Source organism: Rhodococcus sp. 008, assembly GCF_001682295.1.
Lineage (GTDB): Bacteria > Actinomycetota > Actinomycetes > Mycobacteriales > Mycobacteriaceae > Rhodococcus_F > Rhodococcus_F qingshengii.
Genome location: NZ_CP012749.1, coordinates 2,319,730 through 2,340,341, shown reverse-complemented (window position 1 = coordinate 2,340,341; position 20,612 = coordinate 2,319,730). Strand labels below are relative to the sequence as shown.

Annotated in this window: 21 protein-coding genes; 9 read left to right on the top strand and 12 right to left on the bottom strand. The window is 61.9% G+C overall.

Features of this window, described 5'->3' with window-relative positions; genetic code table 11:
- Nucleotides 1-28: 28 nt before the first annotated feature.
- Complete coding sequence (locus AOT96_RS10970; RefSeq protein ID WP_003943593.1) at nt 29-1,477, top strand: histidine-type phosphatase; 1,449 nt, start codon at nt 29-31, stop codon at nt 1,475-1,477.
- Here AOT96_RS10970 and AOT96_RS10965 read toward each other — a convergent pair.
- Entirely contained in the window at nt 1,423-1,806 is a 384-nt protein-coding gene (locus tag AOT96_RS10965; protein WP_070796722.1) for a helix-turn-helix domain-containing protein, read from the bottom strand. The two genes, AOT96_RS10970 and AOT96_RS10965, sit on opposite strands and share 55 nt — an antisense overlap.
- Nucleotides 1,807-1,958: 152 nt before the next feature.
- Nucleotides 1,959-2,417 carry a hypothetical protein gene (locus AOT96_RS10960; protein WP_003943607.1) on the bottom strand — a complete coding sequence of 153 codons (459 nt, stop codon included), beginning with the start codon at nt 2,415-2,417 and terminating at the stop codon, nt 1,959-1,961.
- Between the two features lie 171 nt (nt 2,418-2,588).
- On the opposite strand from AOT96_RS10960, the gene AOT96_RS10955 reads away from it, so the two are divergent.
- On the top strand, nt 2,589-3,485 hold the full coding sequence (locus tag AOT96_RS10955; RefSeq protein WP_007735854.1) for an oxygenase MpaB family protein: 897 nt from the start codon (nt 2,589-2,591) through the stop codon (nt 3,483-3,485).
- A gap of 20 nt (nt 3,486-3,505) precedes the next feature.
- On the top strand, nt 3,506-4,003 hold the full coding sequence (locus AOT96_RS10950; protein ID WP_058036999.1) for a hypothetical protein: 498 nt from the start codon (nt 3,506-3,508) through the stop codon (nt 4,001-4,003).
- Between the two features lie 7 nt (nt 4,004-4,010).
- Here the strand turns inward: AOT96_RS10950 and AOT96_RS10945 are convergent, their stop codons facing one another.
- Nucleotides 4,011-4,619 (bottom strand): hypothetical protein, encoded by a 609-nt coding sequence (locus AOT96_RS10945; protein WP_003943589.1) that lies wholly within the window; start codon nt 4,617-4,619, stop codon nt 4,011-4,013.
- Nucleotides 4,616-5,080, bottom strand: coding sequence for a GNAT family N-acetyltransferase (locus tag AOT96_RS10940; RefSeq protein ID WP_003943603.1), 465 nt, complete (start codon nt 5,078-5,080; stop codon nt 4,616-4,618). Before AOT96_RS10940 ends, AOT96_RS10945 begins: the two co-directional genes overlap by 4 nt.
- A 148-nt stretch (nt 5,081-5,228) precedes the next feature.
- Between AOT96_RS10940 and AOT96_RS10935 the strand changes: the two genes are divergently transcribed.
- Nucleotides 5,229-5,804 (top strand): hypothetical protein, encoded by a 576-nt coding sequence (locus AOT96_RS10935; protein WP_064113858.1) that lies wholly within the window; start codon nt 5,229-5,231, stop codon nt 5,802-5,804.
- A 10-nt stretch (nt 5,805-5,814) separates the two neighbouring features.
- Here AOT96_RS10935 and AOT96_RS10930 read toward each other — a convergent pair whose 3' ends face one another.
- From AOT96_RS10930 to AOT96_RS10920, 3 genes are read right to left on the bottom strand one after another with little or no spacing between them, the layout of a single operon-like run.
- Nucleotides 5,815-6,759 (bottom strand): tyrosine-protein phosphatase, encoded by a 945-nt coding sequence (locus AOT96_RS10930; RefSeq protein WP_050794040.1) that lies wholly within the window; start codon nt 6,757-6,759, stop codon nt 5,815-5,817.
- 51 nt (nt 6,760-6,810) lie between these two features.
- Entirely contained in the window at nt 6,811-7,974 is a 1,164-nt protein-coding gene (locus tag AOT96_RS10925) for a hypothetical protein (protein WP_003943541.1), read from the bottom strand.
- On the bottom strand, nt 7,971-9,179 hold the full coding sequence (locus tag AOT96_RS10920; protein ID WP_065352822.1) for a phosphotransferase family protein: 1,209 nt from the start codon (nt 9,177-9,179) through the stop codon (nt 7,971-7,973). The genes AOT96_RS10925 and AOT96_RS10920 overlap by 4 nt, the downstream gene beginning before the upstream one ends.
- Before the next feature lie 124 nt (nt 9,180-9,303).
- Between AOT96_RS10920 and AOT96_RS10915 the strand changes: the two genes are divergently transcribed.
- Nucleotides 9,304-9,927 (top strand): TetR/AcrR family transcriptional regulator, encoded by a 624-nt coding sequence (locus AOT96_RS10915; protein WP_065351730.1) that lies wholly within the window; start codon nt 9,304-9,306, stop codon nt 9,925-9,927.
- Nucleotides 9,928-10,003: 76 nt separating this feature from the next.
- On the opposite strand, the gene AOT96_RS10910 is transcribed toward AOT96_RS10915, so the two are convergent.
- The 4 genes from AOT96_RS10910 to AOT96_RS10895 all read right to left on the bottom strand — a co-directional run bounded on the left by AOT96_RS10910 (nt 10,004) and on the right by AOT96_RS10895 (nt 13,900).
- On the bottom strand, nt 10,004-10,384 hold the full coding sequence (locus tag AOT96_RS10910; protein WP_007735825.1) for a MerR family transcriptional regulator: 381 nt from the start codon (nt 10,382-10,384) through the stop codon (nt 10,004-10,006).
- Complete coding sequence (locus AOT96_RS10905) at nt 10,381-11,595, bottom strand: LLM class flavin-dependent oxidoreductase (RefSeq protein WP_065351729.1); 1,215 nt, start codon at nt 11,593-11,595, stop codon at nt 10,381-10,383. Before AOT96_RS10905 ends, AOT96_RS10910 begins: the two co-directional genes overlap by 4 nt.
- Nucleotides 11,592-12,848, bottom strand: coding sequence for an MFS transporter (locus tag AOT96_RS10900; protein WP_065352821.1), 1,257 nt, complete (start codon nt 12,846-12,848; stop codon nt 11,592-11,594). The genes AOT96_RS10905 and AOT96_RS10900 overlap by 4 nt, the downstream gene beginning before the upstream one ends.
- Before the next feature lie 68 nt (nt 12,849-12,916).
- Nucleotides 12,917-13,900 carry a DUF2332 domain-containing protein gene (locus AOT96_RS10895; RefSeq protein WP_065351728.1) on the bottom strand — a complete coding sequence of 328 codons (984 nt, stop codon included), beginning with the start codon at nt 13,898-13,900 and terminating at the stop codon, nt 12,917-12,919.
- A gap of 150 nt (nt 13,901-14,050) precedes the next feature.
- Between AOT96_RS10895 and rraA the strand changes: the two genes are divergently transcribed.
- Nucleotides 14,051-14,527 (top strand): ribonuclease E activity regulator RraA, encoded by a 477-nt coding sequence (rraA, locus tag AOT96_RS10890; RefSeq protein WP_003943552.1) that lies wholly within the window; start codon nt 14,051-14,053, stop codon nt 14,525-14,527.
- Between the two features lie 15 nt (nt 14,528-14,542).
- Here the strand turns inward: rraA and AOT96_RS10885 are convergent, their stop codons facing one another.
- A complete protein-coding gene (locus AOT96_RS10885; protein ID WP_003943569.1) occupies nt 14,543-14,770 on the bottom strand; it encodes an RNA-binding S4 domain-containing protein in 228 nt (75 codons plus the stop codon).
- 88 nt (nt 14,771-14,858) lie between these two features.
- Here AOT96_RS10885 and lysX point away from each other — a divergent pair, with 88 nt between their 5' ends.
- The 3 genes from lysX (at nt 14,859) to AOT96_RS10870 (ending at nt 20,607) form a co-directional block, all read left to right on the top strand.
- Nucleotides 14,859-18,215 carry a bifunctional lysylphosphatidylglycerol synthetase/lysine--tRNA ligase LysX gene (gene lysX / locus AOT96_RS10880; RefSeq protein WP_065351727.1) on the top strand — a complete coding sequence of 1,119 codons (3,357 nt, stop codon included), beginning with the start codon at nt 14,859-14,861 and terminating at the stop codon, nt 18,213-18,215.
- 13 nt (nt 18,216-18,228) lie between these two features.
- Nucleotides 18,229-19,119 carry an alpha/beta fold hydrolase gene (locus tag AOT96_RS10875; protein WP_003943576.1) on the top strand — a complete coding sequence of 297 codons (891 nt, stop codon included), beginning with the start codon at nt 18,229-18,231 and terminating at the stop codon, nt 19,117-19,119.
- 78 nt (nt 19,120-19,197) lie between these two features.
- Entirely contained in the window at nt 19,198-20,607 is a 1,410-nt protein-coding gene (locus tag AOT96_RS10870) for a GGDEF domain-containing protein (protein ID WP_054188716.1), read from the top strand.
- Nucleotides 20,608-20,612: the final 5 nt, after the last annotated feature.

Here is a 20,612-nt window from a genome sequence, read left to right as displayed (position 1 = left end):
CGGCACCGACGGAGAGGATCAACTCACCATGCGAAGCTCACGCTTCGGCGTGCTGGCCGCTGCCGGCGCTGTCGGACTAGTGCTTGTCACCAGCAGCGTCCAGTCCATCGCCACGGCGTCACCGTTCGGTTCGCTCGACGCCGGTTCGAGCTCCGGTTCGACAGAGATACCAACCGTCAGCGACGGCGGCTTCACGTCCAAGACGCCCTACACTCCCGGCCAGCGCATCGCCGACTATCAGGCGCCGCCGACGGGATACTCCCCCGTGTACACGGAAAGTGTTGCGCGCCATGGTTCCAGAGCACTGTCGAGCCTGAAGTACGACGACCTGAGCCTGCAGCTGTGGGAAATCGCCGAAGCCGAGAACGCATTGACTCCCGTCGGCAAGGAATTCGGCCCGGCCCTCCGTGATCTCATGGCCGCCAACAAGAAGCTGGGGTACGGCAACCTCAGCGGACGCGGGATCACCGAACACAGACAGCTCGGCGCGCGGGTCACCGAACGCCTCCCCCAACTGTTCGACGCCATCGCAGCGCAACAGGGCACCATCACCTTGACCTCGTCGGGTGTGGACCGTGCCGTGGACAGCGCCGAGAACTTCGCGCAAGGGCTGACCGGTGCGTTTCCAGCCGTCGCCGGTGATGTTGCACCGGTGACCACGGATGCCGACCTTCTCTACTTCCACGACTCGGATGCAAACGCCGACTACAAGGACTACGAAGAGTCCGATCCTCGACTGAAAGCCGTCGACGACCAGATCGCCGATCTTCCCCGCACCCGCGAGGTCTCGCGGCACATGATGCTCAGGCTCTACTCGGAGGACTTCGTGAACCGGCTGAGTGCGGGCGAGTTCTCACTCGTCGACCGTGGCAAGGGTTCCAGCACGATCGACAACGAAGTCGACGCCGCGTACATGCTGTACAACACGTACATCATCACTCCGGGCATGGCCGAAGAAGGCAAGTGGAATTTCGAGCGGTTCATCGAACCTGCTGACGCGCAGTGGCTCGCATACACGAACGATGCCGAGGACTTCTACGCCAAGGGCCCGGGCTTCACCGGTGAAGACGTCACCTACCGGATGGCAACTGTCCTGCGCGACGAGTTCCTGCGCGGCCTGCAGAAACACACCGGCGACGACGCCGTCCCGGGAGCGGATTTCCGGTTTGCACACGCAGAAACGATCATCCCCTTCGCGGCACTCTTGAAACTGCCGGGGAGCACCGTCTCGCAGGCGGAGGGCGACCTCTACACCTATGCGAACAACCCCTGGCGCGGATCGCAGGTCAGCCCGATGGCTGCCAACGTGCAGTGGGACGTCTACGCCGGACCGGAGGGTAAGCGTCTGGTCCGAATGCTCTACAACGAGCGCGAGACGGCCTTTGCTGCCCCGTGCGCTCCGGTGAGCGCCGGAAGTTTCTTCTACACGCCGGACGAACTGGCCCGCTGCCTGCCGGAGATTTCACCGGCAGCCTGAGGTCCGGCAACTCGGGATCCAGCCAGCGGTCGACGAGGGCGCGCCCATGCCTGGTGCAATGCCAGCATGCGCGCCTTCTCGTCGTCTTCCATCAACAAGGCGTCGCAGATCCTCACGATGACCGGAGCCGAAACACCAACGGACGTACCCTGTTCCAGCCGCTGATAGTGATTGAAACTGATGTCGGCAATCTGCGCGACATCGCGCCGACTGAGGCCGTGCATTCGGCGAGCACCCTCGCAGCGCATGCCGACCTTTTCGGGCGCAAGACTGTTTCGTTTTTCGACGAGCATCTGGCTCATCAACTGACGTGCGCTCGACCCGTTCACGTCGCCACCTTTTCCATCCCTGAAATATGCTTTCACCTAACATGTTTCAGAATATGGGATGGGACGGACCCGGCGGTATCTCCGAGATGACAGATAATCACGCGATACCGCCAACCCTGTGCCCGTCCAGGCCGCGACGATGAGGCTCAAGATCAGGCTATGAACCTGCCGATCGTCGGATTCGACTGGCAGATGGGACTACTGCCCCAGTTGATCGAACCGAACGCCGTCGCAACGACATTGCCGACGCCGGTGTTCACCGTCGCGGACAGGTACGGATAAGTACCGACCAGGTCGACGATTCCAGACTTGCCCGTGTCGGTGTTGACCCACGCAACAGTCACCTGACCCGCCGCCGGGATGGGTGCAGCGGCCGGGAACGAATCGAAGCGAATGTCACCCTTGGCGATGGGCGGATTGGATTCTGGCCCGGACTGGCCGGTGAGTCCGGTCAACGAGGCCAGCGACCCCTGATTCGGACACCCGATAGTGACGGCGGCGCCGCCGAAAGGGTGGGGCGGATCAGCCGAGGCGACTCCGGCGAACATGACGCTCGCGGCAATCGGTAGTCCGATGGCCGCAAAAACCCCGGCCGTGCGTGTGACGCTCATAGCTGCTCCTCGGGTCGACAACACTTTCCGGATACCCCTGGTACAACGCCCGAAACGAAGGAAAGACGACTATTCACACCCCCTAGACAACGCGTGTTGTCAGAACTACAGTCGGTGGTGCAGCTCACACCTATCTCTGCCGCGCGCAGACCAGTCCCAGGGAGTGTTCAGATGAAGCGCTACGACCTCCGCAGTCGCACGGATCAACTCGATCCCGAAACCGATTACGAAGAGATGTCGCGCATTCTCGCGGCGCAAGAGTTTCCCTGGGACATCAATCAGGCGCTCAGCTTCGCACTGTTCCGCACATACGCTGTCCCCTCGATCGGCAAGCTCCTCTTCTCCACGGGCGAGTTCACCGACAAGGTCCAGAAGCGCTACGACGACACCAGCCTGATCCTCGACGCAATCCTCGAGCACGGCCTCAGCAGCACCGAAGGCCGCAAGAGCGTGCGTCGAATGAATCAGATGCACGGCTCGTACGACATCTCCAACGACGACATGCTCTACGTTCTGGCCACCTTCGTCGTCACGCCGGTCAGATGGCTCGACGAGTACGGCTGGCGGAAGATGACCGACAACGAGATCGTCGGGTCGACGAATTACTACCGCCACCTGGGTCGGTACATGAACATCAAAGACACTCCTGACACCTACGAGGGCTTCGTCAAACTTCTCGACGACTATGAGCGCGAACACTTTTCATTCGATCCCGGCGCCCGAGCCGTCGCTGATTCCACCCTCGACCTGATGTGCACCTTCCCGCCCAACAACCTGGCACCAAAGGCTCTGGTCAAGGGATTCGCCTTCGCGCTCATGGACGATCACCTACTCGACGCCTTCCACTACAAGCACCCGAGCACTGCGATGCGCGTCGTCTCACGCGGTGCGCTGAAGGTCCGCGCGCGCCTGCTGCGGTTCTTCCCCGTGCGTACGAAGCGGAAATTCGCCCGCGAGCTGCCCAACATCCGCAGCTACCCGAACGGTTACAAGGTCGAAGACCTCGGCACCTTCCCCACGGGATGCCCGGTCAAGCACCTGCAGGCAGACCAGCAGGCCCAAGCGTAAGCACCTGGGATACTTGCACGGTGGCGCAACTCTGGATGCTCGAGGATCTCGAACCGTGGCGCGACACCCCCATGCCTGGCGATACTTGCGAACCGACGACCTATTGGGCCAGTCCCGAAATGTTGGACCTTCCCGCCGAGGTCTGCTGCGAAATCGATGCACGCATCGCGACCGTGACAATCGACGGCCGCACTGAGCACATAGCCCATCTCGGAAACGGATTTACGACACTGATCGGCGACGATGTCGGAGCCGTCGGCAAGACGCGGTTGAGAGGCTGCCTGGTGTGGGATCGCTACCTCTGGACTCGATACCGCACTCAGCCCACCGGGCGCGTGCGGGTGAAAGAGCGGCCCGGCCACCTCGTTCAACACGAAACACTCTTGACGACAATTCATCCCGGTCTCTTCAACGTCGTCTTCGACGGGCCGACGGTGTACTGCGAGACGAGTTGGGTACCTACCGATTTCGGCGTCCGCTGGAACACGCTGGTAGTCGAACTCGAGACTTGGAAGTGATCGGGCGTCAGTGCCAATACGGCGGATCGATATCCGGGTCGTCGAGCACGGCGTCGATCCGCGAATCAGCCACAATTCGAATGATGGCCTCCTCGGGGGCCGCAATGGTCGCGAAATGTGGATCGACATCATTGGTTATGCACCAGGAATGATCAGCCGGCCAGATGAAGGCCGGATCAGGGGAAGAACCCCACGGCCAACGAGCTGAGTTTTCCACGCTCCAATCGGCGTAGTCGGCAAGCGTTCCACGAAAGAGCCAGTAGTCACGATTGGGGATCTCGAACCGCGGAACGTCATCACCGACTGCCGACCCCCACCCGGTCCACATGCAGAAATAGCACTCGTCGGGTGTGGTTGTGTAACTGGACAACACATCCAGGGCGAAGCCGATCAGCACTTTCTCTTCCGGCCCGGTTTGATCGAAGTCGACATCATTGGATTTCTGACCGGGAAAGCTCGGATCGGGGATGAACCGTAAGCGCGCATACTTCGGAAATCCGATCGGGCCGCGCCCCGCCAACTGATACCAAGGAAGATCCTGATCGACCAGCCAATCGGTAGCCGCCAGATCTGTGCACAATGTCAGGCCCGTGCTGGGCTGATCCGTAATTCTCATGCCTGGGAAAGGGAAGAGCCTCGACCCGCGCGACGCAGGGTGATCAATTCATGGTTCGTCTCGGCGTCGTGTCGACGCCCCTCTTCTTCGAACTCCATCAGCGCATAGAACCTGCGGGCGCGATCGTTGAGCGTGTAGACCTCCAGTGTCACCTCGCCGTGCATGGTTGTGGCGTGTTCGACCAACGCCCGCCCGACGCCCAACCCTTGTGACGCCGGCGCGACGAACAGTCCCCCGATTTCGGAGCCGATCATTCCCAACAGTCCAACGACAGCGGAGTTGTGCTCAGCGACCCAATTGTCGGCCTGAATCAGATAGACCTCTCGCATCTTCTGCTCGCGTTCGCCCGTCCCCTCACCCGCAAGGAACGGATGGGCTTCACGGGCAGCGCGCGACCACAGGTCGACGACCACGTCCTCATCCGAGGGCTGGTAGCGGCGAATGATCAGATCCTGGTTCACAATCCGACCATACCCTCAGACATTAGAGGACTGGCTGGCGCCGAAAATGTTCAATTCGCGGATCTACGCACGACGACCCCGACTTATATCAGTGGACGATTCCGTTCGTTGCCGCTCCGCAATTACTGCCTTGTGCAAGGGTTGTCCGATGACTGACGGTGATCCGACAACTGAGCGTGGAGGTCCGGCATCCTGGTGGAAGGTGACAGCGATTGTCACCGCAGTGCTTGTCACTCTCACATGCGGCGTCATCGTGTGGTCCTTCATGCCGCCGGTTGTGTACTTTCCGTTCTTTGCGCTCGCAGCCTCAGTACTGCTCGGTTTGGGCGGAGTGTGGTTGATACTCAGCCTGATTGGCTGGATGAAGTACAAAACTCTGCGTTTGAGCACGATCGCGCCGGTGATCGTGCTCGTCACCGGTGCGCTCGTGACCTTGTCCGTCCCTTCGCATGTTGCGTTTGCATTGTCGAAAGATTCGCTCGAAGCAGTGGCCGCGGATTGCCAGAAGTCGTTGGAAAACCGAACAATTGGCGTCTACCGGGTCCTGCAGGTCTGGCCCGTCGGCAACGGGTGCCGCTTCCACATCGAGGGTGGTCTAATCGATTCGATCGGATTGGCGTACTTACCTGACGGCGCACCATATCTCGGCAAGCCCCGCCGCGACGGCGAGATCGGATACCAGGAGTTCGACGGCGACTGGTACTCGTTCGTTCAAGCGTTTTAGCAGCGAGAAACTAGCCGACCAGCTTGGCCTTCAGAAGCGCGATCGTGTCCGCAGTGAGTCCGAGACCTTCGGTGAGATAACCGTCGACGGTTCCGTAATCGCTGGCTACCTGCGCGAGTCCAGCTTCCAGGTACGAAGCGTCGACACCGAGGGCCGGCTCGAGATTGGTCGCCACCTGCGGGCTCAGGGCCTGAGAGATCTGCGCAAGGATCTTCTCGTTGGTCGCCTGAAGGTAGGTGTTGCTCAACAGATAGTCGTCCATGATCGTCTGGGCGGGGACACCGGCGATGGACTGCAGCAACATCGCGGTCCAACCCGTGCGGTCCTTGCCTGAGGTGCAATGGAACAACTGCACCCCGTCACTCGCAGCGATGTCCGAGAGGACCTGCTTGAAGCCGGCACGGCGAACGGGATCGGTGACAAAACTGCGGTTGGTGTCGACCAAGAACTGCTTGGCCTCCTCCGGCGACTTGATCGTCGTCGCGAGCTGGGTGAGATCCTTGAACTCGATGGGGATGTTCGTGTACGTCACACCGTCCGGGAGTTTGTCCGCGCCACCGATGAACGGGTTGGAGATCTCGGTTGCGCCGCGCAGGTCATAGGCGTCGGCAAGCCCGAGGCCGGTGAGTGTCGTCTTGTCTGCGTCGGTGGTAGCGGTCAGCGCATTGGACCGGTAGATGACGCCGCGCTTGAGGTGTGAGCCGTCGACGGTGGCGTATCCCCTACCGTCGTTGCCGGCAACGTCGCGAAAGTTGGCCACGGAGGCCAAATTCGGTGTCGGCGCGAGGACAGGATCGAGCGAGCCGAGATCGACCGCTCCAAGCGAGCCTGTGTTGAGAGAGCCCAGGTCGAGCGGGATTGCCGTGGCGGGAGCAGCAAACATCAGACCACCTGTAACAACTAATGCGGCGGCCTTTGCAGTGCGAGCGAACAACATTCGTGTGCGTGTGGACATGTGGCAGTGCCTCTCTCTGCAGTTTGGGATTTGTGGTGTGGTGATCTGGAGTTACGGAGCGACATCACCGATGCCGGTAAATCCGTATCGCTGGTGAGGTCCGATGACTGCTACCTCGAACAGGCCTGTCCCGGTGCGGGTTACGCCGTCCTCGACGAGGGTGAACCGAGCCAGGTTGTCGACCGGGCACAGCATCTTCTTCCACGATTCGATGTCCGAAACCTTTTCCCGCAGGCCTTGAACCACCAGTTCGCCCTGCCACATCCCGTGGCGCCAATCCTGCTCGAGTCCGTAGCCCGTGCCGACACCGATGTAGTTGGGCAGTATCGGTTCGCAGGTGATCTCCAGGATGTGGTCGGATTCGCCTGGTGCACCGGGGCGCCGGAAGTACAGAGTTCCGCTCTTCACCTCGCGAGTACCGGAAATGAACGTGAGCTGGTGGTCCGGTCGACCCAACCACTCCGGCTCGCGCGAGCGGTCCGCCCAGACGCGAGTCGCATCTTCGAGGATTCGGCGTCCCTGCTGATCTTCTTGGACGATCGTGACGATGGTGAAGTCGCCGAATTGCATGATCGAGTAAATCCAGAAGAAGTTCTGACTGCCGGCTATCGCCGGATCTGCCTTGCGTCCAGGCGGTTCCGCTTCGCCGACCGGTCGCACACCCCAGGACCGATCGCGATTACCCCGCCACGTCTCCGGGGTGACCGGGATGACGTCGCCGTCGACGGTCAGGGATCCGGACCATGTTCCGGTCTGCACGAATCGTTGCGTGTCGAAGGTGACTCGTTCGAGCTGGCGATGGAAATGTCTGGCCTCGAGATTGGCGGGGCCGTCGGACTCGAAGGTGAGGTCGAAGCTCAGGTCCGGCGCTTCGGGACTCGGGTCCAACACCACACGTAGGCGGTGCAGACCCTCGATGATTTCGATTCGCAGCGGGCCTACTGACAGGTCCATACGATCGTCACCCAAGGCTCGGGATGCCCGGAAGACAATATGGTCTTCGCCGCGCCGAAGAACCGCAAAGCCGTCGCATACACCAAGATTGGGGTACTGACCGAGACCGATGATGAGAAACAGCGGCTCGGTGTCGCCGTCGACGCCGGCATGGCAGTTGAAGTAGTAGCGGTCGTAGAAGTTTCGATCCGAGGTGCCCACGTGGCGGATGGTCTCGGCGATCTGATGTACCGGGTAGTCGTCGAGCGGGGACAGTGTCATCGTGCATCTCCTGTTGTGAGCGGGGATGTTGCGAGCGACTCCCAATAGGTGCCGTCGAGCATGGCTTCGAGTGTTTTGTGGTGCAGGATCATCTCGTCCGGGTTGTCAGGGAATTCGGCCTGACCGAAAGCCACTGCGCGGCTTTGGACTCGGAACATGATCACCGCGTGCCGCAGCGCGGCGTAAAGGATGTAGAAATCTAGATCCGCAACCTGGTGGCCGGAAAGCGAGCCGTAGGCCTCTGCCACGTCCTCGCGACGAAGGAAGTCCGGCATTCCGGGGAGTCCGGCCATGGCAGCGAGATCCTCGAAGAACCTGTGCTGGAAGATCATCCAGCCGAGGTCCAGCTCACGCGGCCCCAGTGTGGCCATCTCCCAATCGAGGACCGCCGCCGGCTCGAAGTCGCGGTAGATGACATTTCCGATCCGCGAGTCACCCCAGCAGAGCACTGCGGAACCGGCATCGACGGGAAAGTTCGCTTCGATCCAGTCGAAACCGCGCTCGATCAAAGGAGATCCTGGTCCGTCGGCTGTTGCCCACTCGTAATAGCGCCGCTGGTCCTCGAGGTGCGCGCGAAGTGCTTCTGCCCCAGTCGGTTCGGCACCATCGCGGCACAACTCGGGGAGTGCGAGGTGCGGATCGGCCATAGCGTGTAGCTCGGCGAGCACCCGGACCGATGACTGCTGGAGTCGAGAACAGTCGTCGGCCGAAGCTTCCGAGAGCCAGGATCCGAACGTGTACGGCATGACATCGGGCGGGATTTCGCCCTCACGCCGTTCCATCACGAAGAACTCGCCGCCGAGCGCGTCCGGGTTGCTCTCGGACCAGTACACCCGCGGGATCGGCACCGACGTGTGAGCGGCGACGGCGCTCATGACCCGAAACTGCTGGTCCAGGTTGTAAGACGGAAAGATCGGTACCGCACTGTCCCGCGGGGCGATACGGGCGACCAAGCGATGCTCGGCTCGAATCCCGTCCTCGATCCACGTCGCATCGAAAAGCACAGTTTCGTTGGACATGCCGTTCGCGGCCGGCACCTCGACCGAGGTCACGGAAGGTTTCGAACCTCGCCACAGCACGGTCGCGAGCCAGCCTTCGAGGCTGCGCCGCATCTCCGCCGGGTCGTTGCGGGATTCGCCGGGCCTGGCAAATTCGGCGTAGTCGGGATCTTCGCCGGAGGTTTCTGTTTCGGTTCGAAGGTTCATCACCACTCCTCGTGGTTCGGTGGCGCCGATGCGCACGTGCCGATTGTCGATACAATATGTATCGACTAAAGCCGTGACAGAATGTAACGGCCATCACAGCGATACCGCAAGGGATTTGCCCAAAATGTCCAAAGATTCCGAAACTCAGCACCGCCTGGGCCCGCAGCGAAACCCTGCAATCGACGACGCAGTACTGGACGCGACCAGGCAACTGTTGGAAGAAAAGGGGTACGCGGGCACGTCCATCGACGCCATAGCCACGCGTGCGGGAGTAGGACGTCCAGCCATCTACCGTCGGTGGCCGTCGAAGGCACACATCGTCAACGACGCGATCTATCCCGTACTCGACGTCGAACAGGGCGCGGACATCGACACCGAACTCGGCACCGAGGGCACGATCACGGATCAGATCCGCGCGCTGGTGCACGGCGCGGTTGCTCTGTTCGCAGCTCCCGCCACACGAGCCGCTGCTCCCGGATTGATGAGCGAAGTGCGAACAAACGCGGAATTACGCGACGTTCTCGTGGTGCGGCAACTGGCCGGAGTCCGCGTCGAGCTGAACCGTCGACTCGAGGCGGCGAGAGAGCGCGGCGACATCCGAAGCGGCGTCGACGCCGACGCTCTTCTCGACATCATGGCTGGCGCGGCCATCTTCGCGCTGTCGGTTCGTGACGTCTCGGACCCGGGACCGTTTGCCGATTCTCTTGCCGACATAGTGCTGAACGGCATACTCCCCGAGGCTCACTGAACCGCTGGTTTGCGCTGCCATACGCGGCACGATGGGCATAGGCATGCTCTGAACCAACCGGCAGCTCGCTCAGTGTTCATCCATCGAGTGGGACAGTCTGTCGCTGCCTCACTTCTGCGATGTATTCACGGATGGCGTCGCGGTTTTTCACAAGAAAGCTGATCTTCTCGTCAAGTCCCGACGCCTCCGCCTCGAGCATCGACAGCATCTCCGGTGTCACATCGCTCATGTGAATGACGCGTTCTTGGTCCAGGCAAGGAAGGATCTGCCGGATCACCCGCGTCGGGAAACCCATGTCCAACAACCCACGTATCTGAAATACCCTGTCAACCATTCGTTCGTCGTAGTCTCGGTAACTGTTTTCGGATCGTCTCGGAGCAATCAAGCTCTGTTCCTCGTAGTACCGCAAGAGGCGGCGGGACACCCGTGTCGCTTCTGACAGCTCGCCGATCTTCATTTGGCCGCCGATGTTTCGAGCGACGCTGCCTGGAGTCGCTCTCTCAACGTGCTCACCCGGGTGCTCGCCCCGAAGACAGCGGCAAGCTGTTCGAGGACAAGTGGGATGTCCCGGCCGTTGACCGCCGGCCGCAGTCGCACACCGTGTGCGCCAGCGGATACGAGTTCGTCGATCCGGTGGATCAGCTCATCTACCGAACCGACAAAGATGTCGGTGTCAGACGAGTACGGTGCGCCTGACAGCTCGTCGAGGGCACGCTTCTGCTGTACAGCCTCGAAGTGGGTCTTGCCGAGGAAAACCACGAGATCCACCAGGATCGCGAGCGGCTCATCGATCAAATTTCTTCGCACTGCATCACATTCAGCGTTGACGGCGTCGAGTACATCGCCGATGGTGACGCCATTAGCACTCGGAGTGGGTGTCACCAGGATGGCATCAGCCGACGCAACCGCCAACCGATAAGGAACCTGGGCGTGATGTGCGAGCGCGAGAACGACAGGCTTCAAGCCTTCGACGACAGGGATGGCGAGTGGTCCGGCGACCTCGAAAGTCTTTGTCACAATCAACTTGTCAGAGATCTTGTCGATATCGACAAATCGGCCATCGGCGCCTTCTTGGAGTGCGCCTTCCGACCAGGTCGACCACAATCCTCGGAGTATTTCGATCGACTCGGTTGCGCTCGAGAAGACCGGTTCGAGTCTGGTTCCAATCCGTTCAGGGAAGTAGATGTCGGACTCTCTCAGCTCCGGCACCGGTTGCGGGCGAACGAAATGACGTCTGTCGATGCTTCGCGAAGTGACCTGGGCACGGAGGCCGACTCGGCCCCCGCTCAAGAGATTGAGCGATGCAATTTCGGTGGCGATACTGTATGGCTCACTGTGAGTCAGATTTCTCGTGGCGATCACGCCGAGTCTCTGCGTCTCGAAAACAGCCAGTGCCGTCAGCGCTACCGGCGACAACCGACCACGAACCTGGTCTTCCTTGTCATCGATTCTCCTGAAGTCCGACGACTGCAACCCAATCGATTCTTCGAAAGTGGCAAAATCGACAACAGATGAGTCAATGTCGCGCAACAACTCCGACCAGTAACGAGCACTGAAGAGTTCGGCGGGGGCAATTCCCTGCAATCGCCAGGCCGCTGGATGCCAGCCGGCTGGTTCCAGCGCGATGCCGATGATCGGTGACCGATGGATCGACGGCGTTGTGTTCATGCGTGTGCCTGACCTTCCTGATGGATTTGGGCCGGAGATCGAAACCCGTCTCCGCGGGCGGTCCACATGATCACCACGGATAGCAGCGCGAGTGCTACCGTCCACCACGGGAGAGATCGAGCACCGTTGAGAGACAAGAGAACTCCGCCCATCACTGCACCTGCTGCCATGGCAGCGTTCCACAGCGTCGTGAGAACCGCCTGAGCCTCGTCTGCGTGTGAGCCCGCAGCAACCGCTGCTGAGGTTTGCAACAGAGTCGGAATTCCGCCCCACCCCAATCCCCATACGGCAGCTGCTATGTAGACGAGCAGCGCATCCTCATTGGCGACTGCCAGTGCGGTTGCGGCGACTGAAATCAGGACGGCGCCGAGAAGAGCAAAAGTCCGTAGTCGCGCGTAGATTTGTTTGCCCACAACAACAATGCTGATTAGACATGCCACTCCGAAGGTCAACAGAACGAGGTCGTTGTCGTCTCCCATTCCTATCGATTCGAGAAACGGAGCGATGTACGCATACAGGATGGTGTGACCCAACACGACGATGAACGTCACGATCAGAACTGCGTCGACACCGGGAATGCGTGCCGCCTCGAGCATGCTTCGCCGTTTACGGCCGCGGGGCCGACCTGGACGATCGGGAACCGACACCGCGATTGCAACGAGAAGCGCAACAGCCAGTATCGACATGAGGTAGAACGGTGCCCGCCACCCGGTAGCGTTGCCCAAGTATGTCCCGAACGGAACGCCGAGCGCGAGAGCGAGCGGAATTCCGGCCATCGCGAACGCGATGGCGCGACCCTCGAGATGTTTCGGGGCAAGACTTCTGGCGTATCCGGCGAGCAATGCCCAGGCGATACCTGCAGCAACTCCCGCAATGAACCGGGCGGTCATCGTCAGAAGGTAGTCGGAAGAAAATGCAGTGACCGTGTTGGCGAATGCAAACCCGAGAATCGAGTTCAGCAGTAACACCTTTCGCGACCACGACGCTGTCACTGCGACGAGGGGAATTGTCGTCAGGGCCGTCCCCAGCGCGTAGATCATGATCGTCTGCCCGGCGGCTGATTCACTGACATCGAGGCCTTCACTCATTGCCGGCAACACTCCTGCTGGGAGGGTCTCCGTCAGGCTGGTGATAAAGACGGACGCGAACAACGCCAGGAGGGGAACGAGTGGGAGTGCGTCCCCGCGCTCCTGTTCCGCAAGAAACTGTTTCGCTCCTGATGTGTGGTGTTTTGAATCGATGTCGTCTGCCATGAAACGATTGTCAACCTTCACATCAATGTGAAGGTCAAGCCCTCTGCGAAGATCGGACCCCGAATCAATCAATCTGATGCCGTGCAGGTTTGGTCTATCCAGTCGAGGAACTGCCCATGTCCACCGGCCAGCCCGTGAGGTGTGCCGTCAAGAGAAACAACAAACTTCCCACGGCGCACCTCTGGTGATGCCGTCAACTTGTCATCGACTTCGGGCAAAACCCCGAGACCTTCGTTCGCTATCCAGCGACATGGCAAAGCGTGAACAGCTTCTGCGAATTCATCTCTGGCAGTCGGGATCAGATAGTTGAGTACCGCACTGTGAAAGACCACGATCGTTGTTTCCCGTGGCGCACGTTCGACGAGATCGGCAACAGCCGACGTGAGATCTCCGCGAACCAGATGAGGCGGATCCACACGAGCGAGTGCCGCTGCGTCGCGCAATCGCCGCCGGCGGTGGTCCTGTTCCGGCCACACAAGACTCTCCAACCATCTCATGTCGTCGGTGTCGCCTACATCGAGTGGGTTCAGGTCGATGCCCGCCCGGTACACCACGTCTGGGACTCTCTCCGGAATCGGCGGACTGCCAGTCGTCGCACACTCCAGCAGAACGGTGGACGGACCATCGACTGGATGCAGATACTTTGTGCCGTCGTAGAGAAAGCTGTAGCGGTCAGGGTAAAGGCACAGGCCCGCCGAAGCACCGACTTCGATGAGGGAGAGCGGGCCCTTCAACAACCCGAGGACGGGAAGCAACACGGCAGAGCGGCCAGCTTCATTCGTCTGTGTAGTCCTGGTCTGCGCGAGTTGTTCCACCTCGGACCAGTTGTCGCTCAGCCACCGGCGAAACAACGCATACGGCGCGACCGGGGCACCGAGGTGACGGCACGCCCCGAATATCAGGTTGGGTTGCCTGCGGGGTTCTGGAAGCCGATCTATCAGAGCGAGGACTGCTGGATCCTCCGATACGCCGGTGCCCCATTCCTCGTAGATCGCGGAGTTCCCTCGAGCCTCCACTTCCGCGAATGATCGGTACCAACGCGAAGTGTCCACCGTCGATGTTTACCGGATGGCGCGTGGTGCTGAAAGGTTTTCGATCAGGCCGTCGCGTAACTCGCAGACGTCCCCCACGTCAGGCGTACTCGCCTGAGAACCCTCCCCGAGGCCCACTAGGCCCGAGCCCCGCCGACTATCCTGTGGGGCATGACCGAGCCTGTAGCGACCGCTGACCTTGCCGACGAGATCGGACCCGACATCCGTAGCTGCGACACGCAGTTCACCCAATTCGGTGGACGTGAAGTCTTTGCCGGCCCCATCACCACCATCAAGTGCTTCCAGGACAACCTGCTCGTGAAGCAGACCCTCAGCGAACCCGGCAACGGCGGAGTCCTCGTCGTCGACGGTGACGCGAGCATCCACACCGCGCTGGTCGGCGACATCATTGCCGGCCGCGGCGTCGACAACGGTTGGGCCGGTGTCATCGTCAACGGAGCCGTCCGCGACTCCGCGATCCTGCGCACCCTCGACATCGGCGTCAAGGCTTTGGGCACCAACCCGCGCAAGAGCACTCAAACCGGTTCGGGCGAGAAGAACGTGCCGATCGAAATCGGCGGAGTCACCTTCAACCCCGGCGAGATCGTCTACAGCGACCAGGACGGCGTCGTCGTTCGCGAGAGCTAGTCAGAAGTCGCGGGATCAGGCGGGGGCTTCCACTTTGGCGGCCATCCCGCCGATCTCGACGACATCGCCGTCACGAAGCTGGCGGCCCCGACGATCTTCGACCTCACCGTTGACCGAAACCATGCCGTCGGCGATCACTTCCTTGGCCTCCGCGCCCGATTCGATGAGGTTCGCGAGCTTGAGAAACTGACCGAGCCGAATCATTTCGTCGCGGATGGGTACTGCTGGAATGTTGTCGGTCATGTCAATCATCTTCCTCCTCCCACAAAACTGGACACGACAGACCACACTTAGCGTGAGGATCTGATCGACCGGTAGGAGAGGAAGCTCGATGGCACCATTGACCGAGGTATCGGACACCACTGCAGAGTTGGTGGAATCGCCACCCGAAAATCCGCGCCAGGCGCGTCGATTCCGCAAAGGGCGGTTCAGCCAGGTTCCCCATATCTCGGGACTGATCCTCGGAGTCTTCTCCGTACTGGTGTTCCTGTGGAGCATCTCGCCGGTACTGCGGCACATCCTCCGCGTCCCACGCGAATACATCGACAGCTACTACTTCGACGCACCGGATACGAGCCTGTCGTGGGCGCTCGTCGTCGCCCTGCTCGCCGCCGCCCTCGCGAGCCGCAAGCGCATCGCCTGGTGGCTGCTGACGATCTACCTGTCACTGATCACCCTCACCAACATCGCCTCCGCGATCGTCGACAAGAACCCGAACAACGCCGTGGCCGTTGTCGTTTTGCTTGTCGTGATCGGAATCCTCATCGCGGCGAGGCCCGAGTTCTACACACGCGTACGGCGCGGCGCCGGCTGGAAAGCACTCGGCGTGCTGATCGGCGGCATGGCTGTCGCGACCGTGATCGGTTGGGGCCTTGTCGAACTCTTCCCAGGTGACCTACCGCAGAACCAGCGATTCCTCTGGGCCCTGAACCGCGTCACCGCGGCAGCTTCGGTCGACAACGAGGTGTTCGACGGCCACCCGCGCGTCTTCGTCAACACGGTCCTCGGTCTCCTCGGTGCCATCGCGCTACTCGCAGCCGTCATGACGCTCTTCCGCGCGCAACGCTCCAACAACGCCCTCACCGGAAACGACGAGTCCGCGATCCGCGGGTTGATCCAGAACTTCGGTGCCGACGACTCTCTCGCTTACTTCGCCACCCGCCGCGACAAGGCGGTCATCTTCGCGCCGAGCGGCAAGGCCGCGATCACGTACCGCGTCGAGATCGGCGTCTGCCTCGCCAGTGGTGATCCCATCGGTGATCCCGAAGCGTGGCCGCACGCCATCGAAGCGTGGCAGGGGCTCGCGTCGCAGTACGGCTGGGCGACGGCCGTCATGGGCGCCAGCGAAACCGGGGCGACGGCATACAAGAAGGCGGGCCTGAGCGTCCTGCAGCTCGGCGACGAAGCGATCCTGCGCACCCGCGAGTTCAATCTCAACGGACGCGACATGCGCCCGGTGCGCCAGGCGGTCACCCGCGTGAGGCGTCACGGCGTCACCGTGCGGATGCGACGCCATCGCGACATCCCGCCCGAGGACATGGCGGCCGTCATCATCCGCGCCGACGACTGGCGCGACACCGACACCGAGCGCGGCTTCTCCATGGCGCTCGGCCGACTGGGCGATCACCTCGACGGCGACTGCCTCCTCGTCGAAGCCGTCATGGGTGAAGGCACCGAGGACGAAAGCGTCGTCGGCATGCTCTCGCTCGTGCCGTGGGGACCGAACGGTGTTTCGCTCGACCTGATGCGCCGTAAGCCGACGGCGCCCAACGGTGTCGTCGAATTGATGGTCTCGGAGTTGGCCACACGTTCGGACGAGATCGGCGTCGTGCGAGTTTCGCTCAACTTCGCCGTGTTCCGCTCGGTGTTCGAGGAAGGTTCGCGCATCGGAGCCGGCCCGATCCTCCGCATCTGGCGCTCGGTGCTCGTCTTCTTCTCCCGCTGGTGGCAGCTCGAAGCGCTGTACCGCTCGAACGTGAAATACCAGCCGGATTGGGCGCCGCGCTTCCTCTGCTTCGAGGACAACCGCGAACTGCCGCGCGTCGGATTCGCGTCGGCCATCGCCGAAGGCTTTGTGGTGCTGCCCAGTTTCGGGCGCAAGTCCAGCCAGGTCGTCAAGCACACCGGCACGCATGCGGCGGTGCCGGCAGCTCTGGTGACATCCGAAGGACTGCATGCCGACGGCAGCCCGCCGGACTCGGCGCCGACGTTCACGACCAACGGTCCGCGTCGACCCGAGCAGGTCCGCGTGCGCATGAACAAGCTCGCGCAACTGGCCGAGGAAGGGATCGCCGCCTACCCCGTCGCCTATCCGCCGACCCACACGATTGCCGCCGCAGCGAAGTCACCGGAGGGCACCCGCGTGCGAATCGCGGGACGCCTCCTGCGGGTCCGCGACTACGGCGGAGTGGTGTTCACGGACGTGCGCGACTGGTCCGGCGACATTCAGGTCCTGGTCGACCAGGACAACGTCGGCCGCGAGAAGCTGGCGGAGTTCGCTGCCGAGTTCGATCTCGGTGACCTGATCGAAGTCAGCGGAACCATCGGGCGCAGCCGCAAGGGCGAACTGTCACTCATCGCCGTCGAGTGGCGCATGAACGGCAAGTGCCTGCACCCGCTGCCGGACAAGTGGAAGGGCCTCTCGGATCCCGAGACCCGCGTCCGCCAGCGGTACCTCGACATAGCCCTCAACCCGAAGGCCCGCGAACTTCTCGAGGCTAGAAGCGCCGTCGTGAAGTCGCTGCGCGATTCACTCGGTGGTCGCGGATACCTCGAAGTCGAGACCCCGATTCTGCAGCAGGTGCACGGCGGCGCGAATGCCGCTCCGTTCCTGACACACATCAACGCGTACAACCTCGACCTCTATCTCCGCATCGCACCCGAGCTGTACCTGAAGCGGTTGTGCGTCGCCGGTATGGAGAAGGTGTTCGAGATCGGCCGCGTGTTCCGCAACGAGGGCGTCGACTTCAAACACAATCCCGAGTTCACGATCCTCGAGGCCTACGAAGCCCACAGCGACTACGAGGGCATGATGCGGATGTGCCGCGAGCTGATCCAGGCGGCGGCCGTCGCAGCATTCGGTCGCGAGATCATCATGCGTCCCGGCCCGGACGGCGAACTGGTCGAGGTCGACATCTCCGGTGAGTGGCCGGTGAAGACGATGCACGGCGCCGTCGCCGAAAAACTTGGTGTCGACGTCTCCCCCGAGACAAGTCTCGAAGACCTGCAGAAGTTGTGCGACGCCAACGAGATCCCGTACCAGTCCAGCTGGGATACCGGCGCCATCGCGCAGGAAATGTACGAGCATCTGGTCGAGGACTACACGGAGTTCCCGACGTTCTACACCAACTTCCCCACCTCGATGTCGCCGCTCACCCGGCCGCACCGCAGCATCCCCGGCGTCGCCGAGAAGTGGGACCTGGTGGCGTGGGGCGTCGAACTCGGAACCGCATACAGCGAGCTGACCGACCCTGTGGATCAGCGCAACCGGCTCACCGAGCAGTCGATGCTCGCGGCCGGCGGCGACCCGGAAGCGATGGAATTGGACGAAGACTTCCTCCAAGCCCTCGAACACGCGATGCCGCCGACGGGTGGTCTCGGGATGGGCGTCGACCGAATCGTCATGCTGATCACGGGTGGCAGCATCCGCGAGACGCTGGCCTTCCCCCTCGCGAAACCGCGTCAGTAGTCCGGATTCTCGCGTGCCGGAATTGTTCCACGTGAAACCACCGGGCGAGATCTTGCAGGTCGGCGAGAGCCGACTGCATGTTCTTGCCGAGGGCGACGGCCCCGTCGTCGTCCTGTGCGGTGGGCTGGCGGGCAATTGGTTCGACTGGGATGACTGCGCGCGTCATCTTCAGTCGGACCACACCGTCGTCCGCTTCGATCGCCCGGGCTTCGGGCTCAGCGAGCCTACTTCCGAAGTTCCGACCGTCCGCGGCGAAGCTGAGCGGATCCGCGACGTGCTCGACATTCTGGGACTGAGTGGTCCGGCCGTGGTGGTCGGCCACTCCATCGCCGGCTTCTACGTCGAAGGCTTCGCGCGCCTGTTCCCCGATCGGGCGGCGGGGATGCTGCTCCTCGATTCCAGTGCCGAGAAAGAACCGAAACGTCTTTTCCCCCGCGACCTGCTGCTGATCGCCTCCCGAGCCGCCGCGGCCTCGTTCAGCACCACCGGGCTCCAACGACTCCTCGGCACGACGACGCGCAAGATCCTCAACCAGTCCGTGCCGCCGAGCGGGTCGTCCGAAGCCACTCTCGAATGGGTCCGGAAGATCTACCGCGAGCCTCATTATCTGGAAGCGGCGATGATCGAATACGTCGCGTACACCGATATGGCGCTGGAGCTCACCGCTTTACGACGCTCGAGCAAGCATCCACTGCCCGACATCGACCTCAGCGTCGTCGCCGCACACACTGGCCACACCACTCCCTGGTCCATCGCCTGGATGGCAAAGCAGCAGAAACTCGCCACCTACCTCGGCGGGAGTTTTCACGTCCTGCGCCCGGCGCATCACCACGCGATGATCGATCAGCCCGAGGAGTTGGCGAACTTGATTCGGCGCCTCACGCAGCCGAACCGTCGGGGATGACACTTAAAGTTACAACTCGGACAGTAGCCGGATCATTGCTAGTCTCGGACAGCTTCTGCTTTCTACGACAGGCTGACCATGGACCGTTCGACACGTCGGGTGCGCTCGTGCCTGATTTTCGTGGCGATCCTCGTTGTCGCCCTGGCGGGCATCGCCGCCCGTCCGCCCGGTTTTCTGTCGACCTTCTGGCCCGCCAACGCGATCCTTCTGGGCATTCTCCTCCGTAACCCGCGCTCGTTTGCGCCGATCGGACTCGCTGTCGGCGGCGCAGCGCTGCTGACGGCGGATCTTGCGACCGGAAGCCCCGTGCAGAGGGCCTTCGAACTGAATGCGATCAATCTGGTCGGCGTCACGACAGGATTGATCGCCGCGAACTTGCTCGGCTGCTTTCCGCGGCGAATCTCCGAGACGAAGTACACGGCCAGAATCTTCCTCATCTCGGTTCTGGCGTCGTTCACGGCCGGGTCCGCCAGCGCACTACGCACTCAACTCCACGAAGGAAGCGGTGCGGCAACGGAATTGGTGGGGTGGTTCTTCGCCGACCTGTGTACGTATCTGATCGTGCTGCCGATCGTTCTGTCGGCACCGACGCTCGAACACATTCGAAGAACCTGCGGGCCGTCCGTGCGGCAGAGTCTGCGCTTGAGGCGGCTCGCACAGATCCTGGCGCCTCTGGCCGCTCTCCTGGCCTGTCTGCCACTCGCCCTGGAGGTTCAGGGAGCCCTTGCGCTGCTGCTGCCGATGCCGGCGCTCCTGTGGTGCGCAATGCGTGTCTCACTGTTCAGCACTTCACTCCTGGCAGCCGGATGGAGCGCGTGGGCACTGGTCATGGCGGGTAAGGGACGTCTGGCACTGGCAGATCCGGTGCACCTACTCAGTGAGGGGGTGACCACCCGGATCTCCGTCATCTTGATGGCACTCTCCCCCATCGCCGTAGCCGTCGCCACTGGCGCACAGCGGCGCGCTGAGCGAGAACTCCAACGCATCGCCGAATGCGACGCCCTCACCGGAACGCTGAGTCGCCACGCGTTCTGGACCCAATCGCAGGAACTCCTCGACGCCCAGCACGCGGCACAACGACCGATCGCCGTCATGATGCTCGATCTCGACCACTTCAAATCGATCAACGACAACCTCGGCCACCTCACCGGCGATTCGGTCCTCGAACAGTTCGGAAACACCCTCCTCGCCGCTACCGAAGGGCTGGGACTCTCCGGCCGACTGGGTGGTGAAGAATTTGCCGTCGCCGCCGCCGACTGCACCTTCGAGGAAGCCATCCACCTCGCGGAGCGCATCAGAGAGGCGCAAGAGGCCCACGCGCGATCCATTCGCGGTTTCGCGGGAACGGTCAGTATCGGCGTCGCCTGGGCCGATCGCGCGATGCCGGGCATGGAGACTCTGCTCGATATCGCCGACAACGCGATGTACCAGGCAAAACGCGACGGCCGAAACCTCGTGGTGGCGTTCGATCTCTACATGGCAAGGTGACGTAG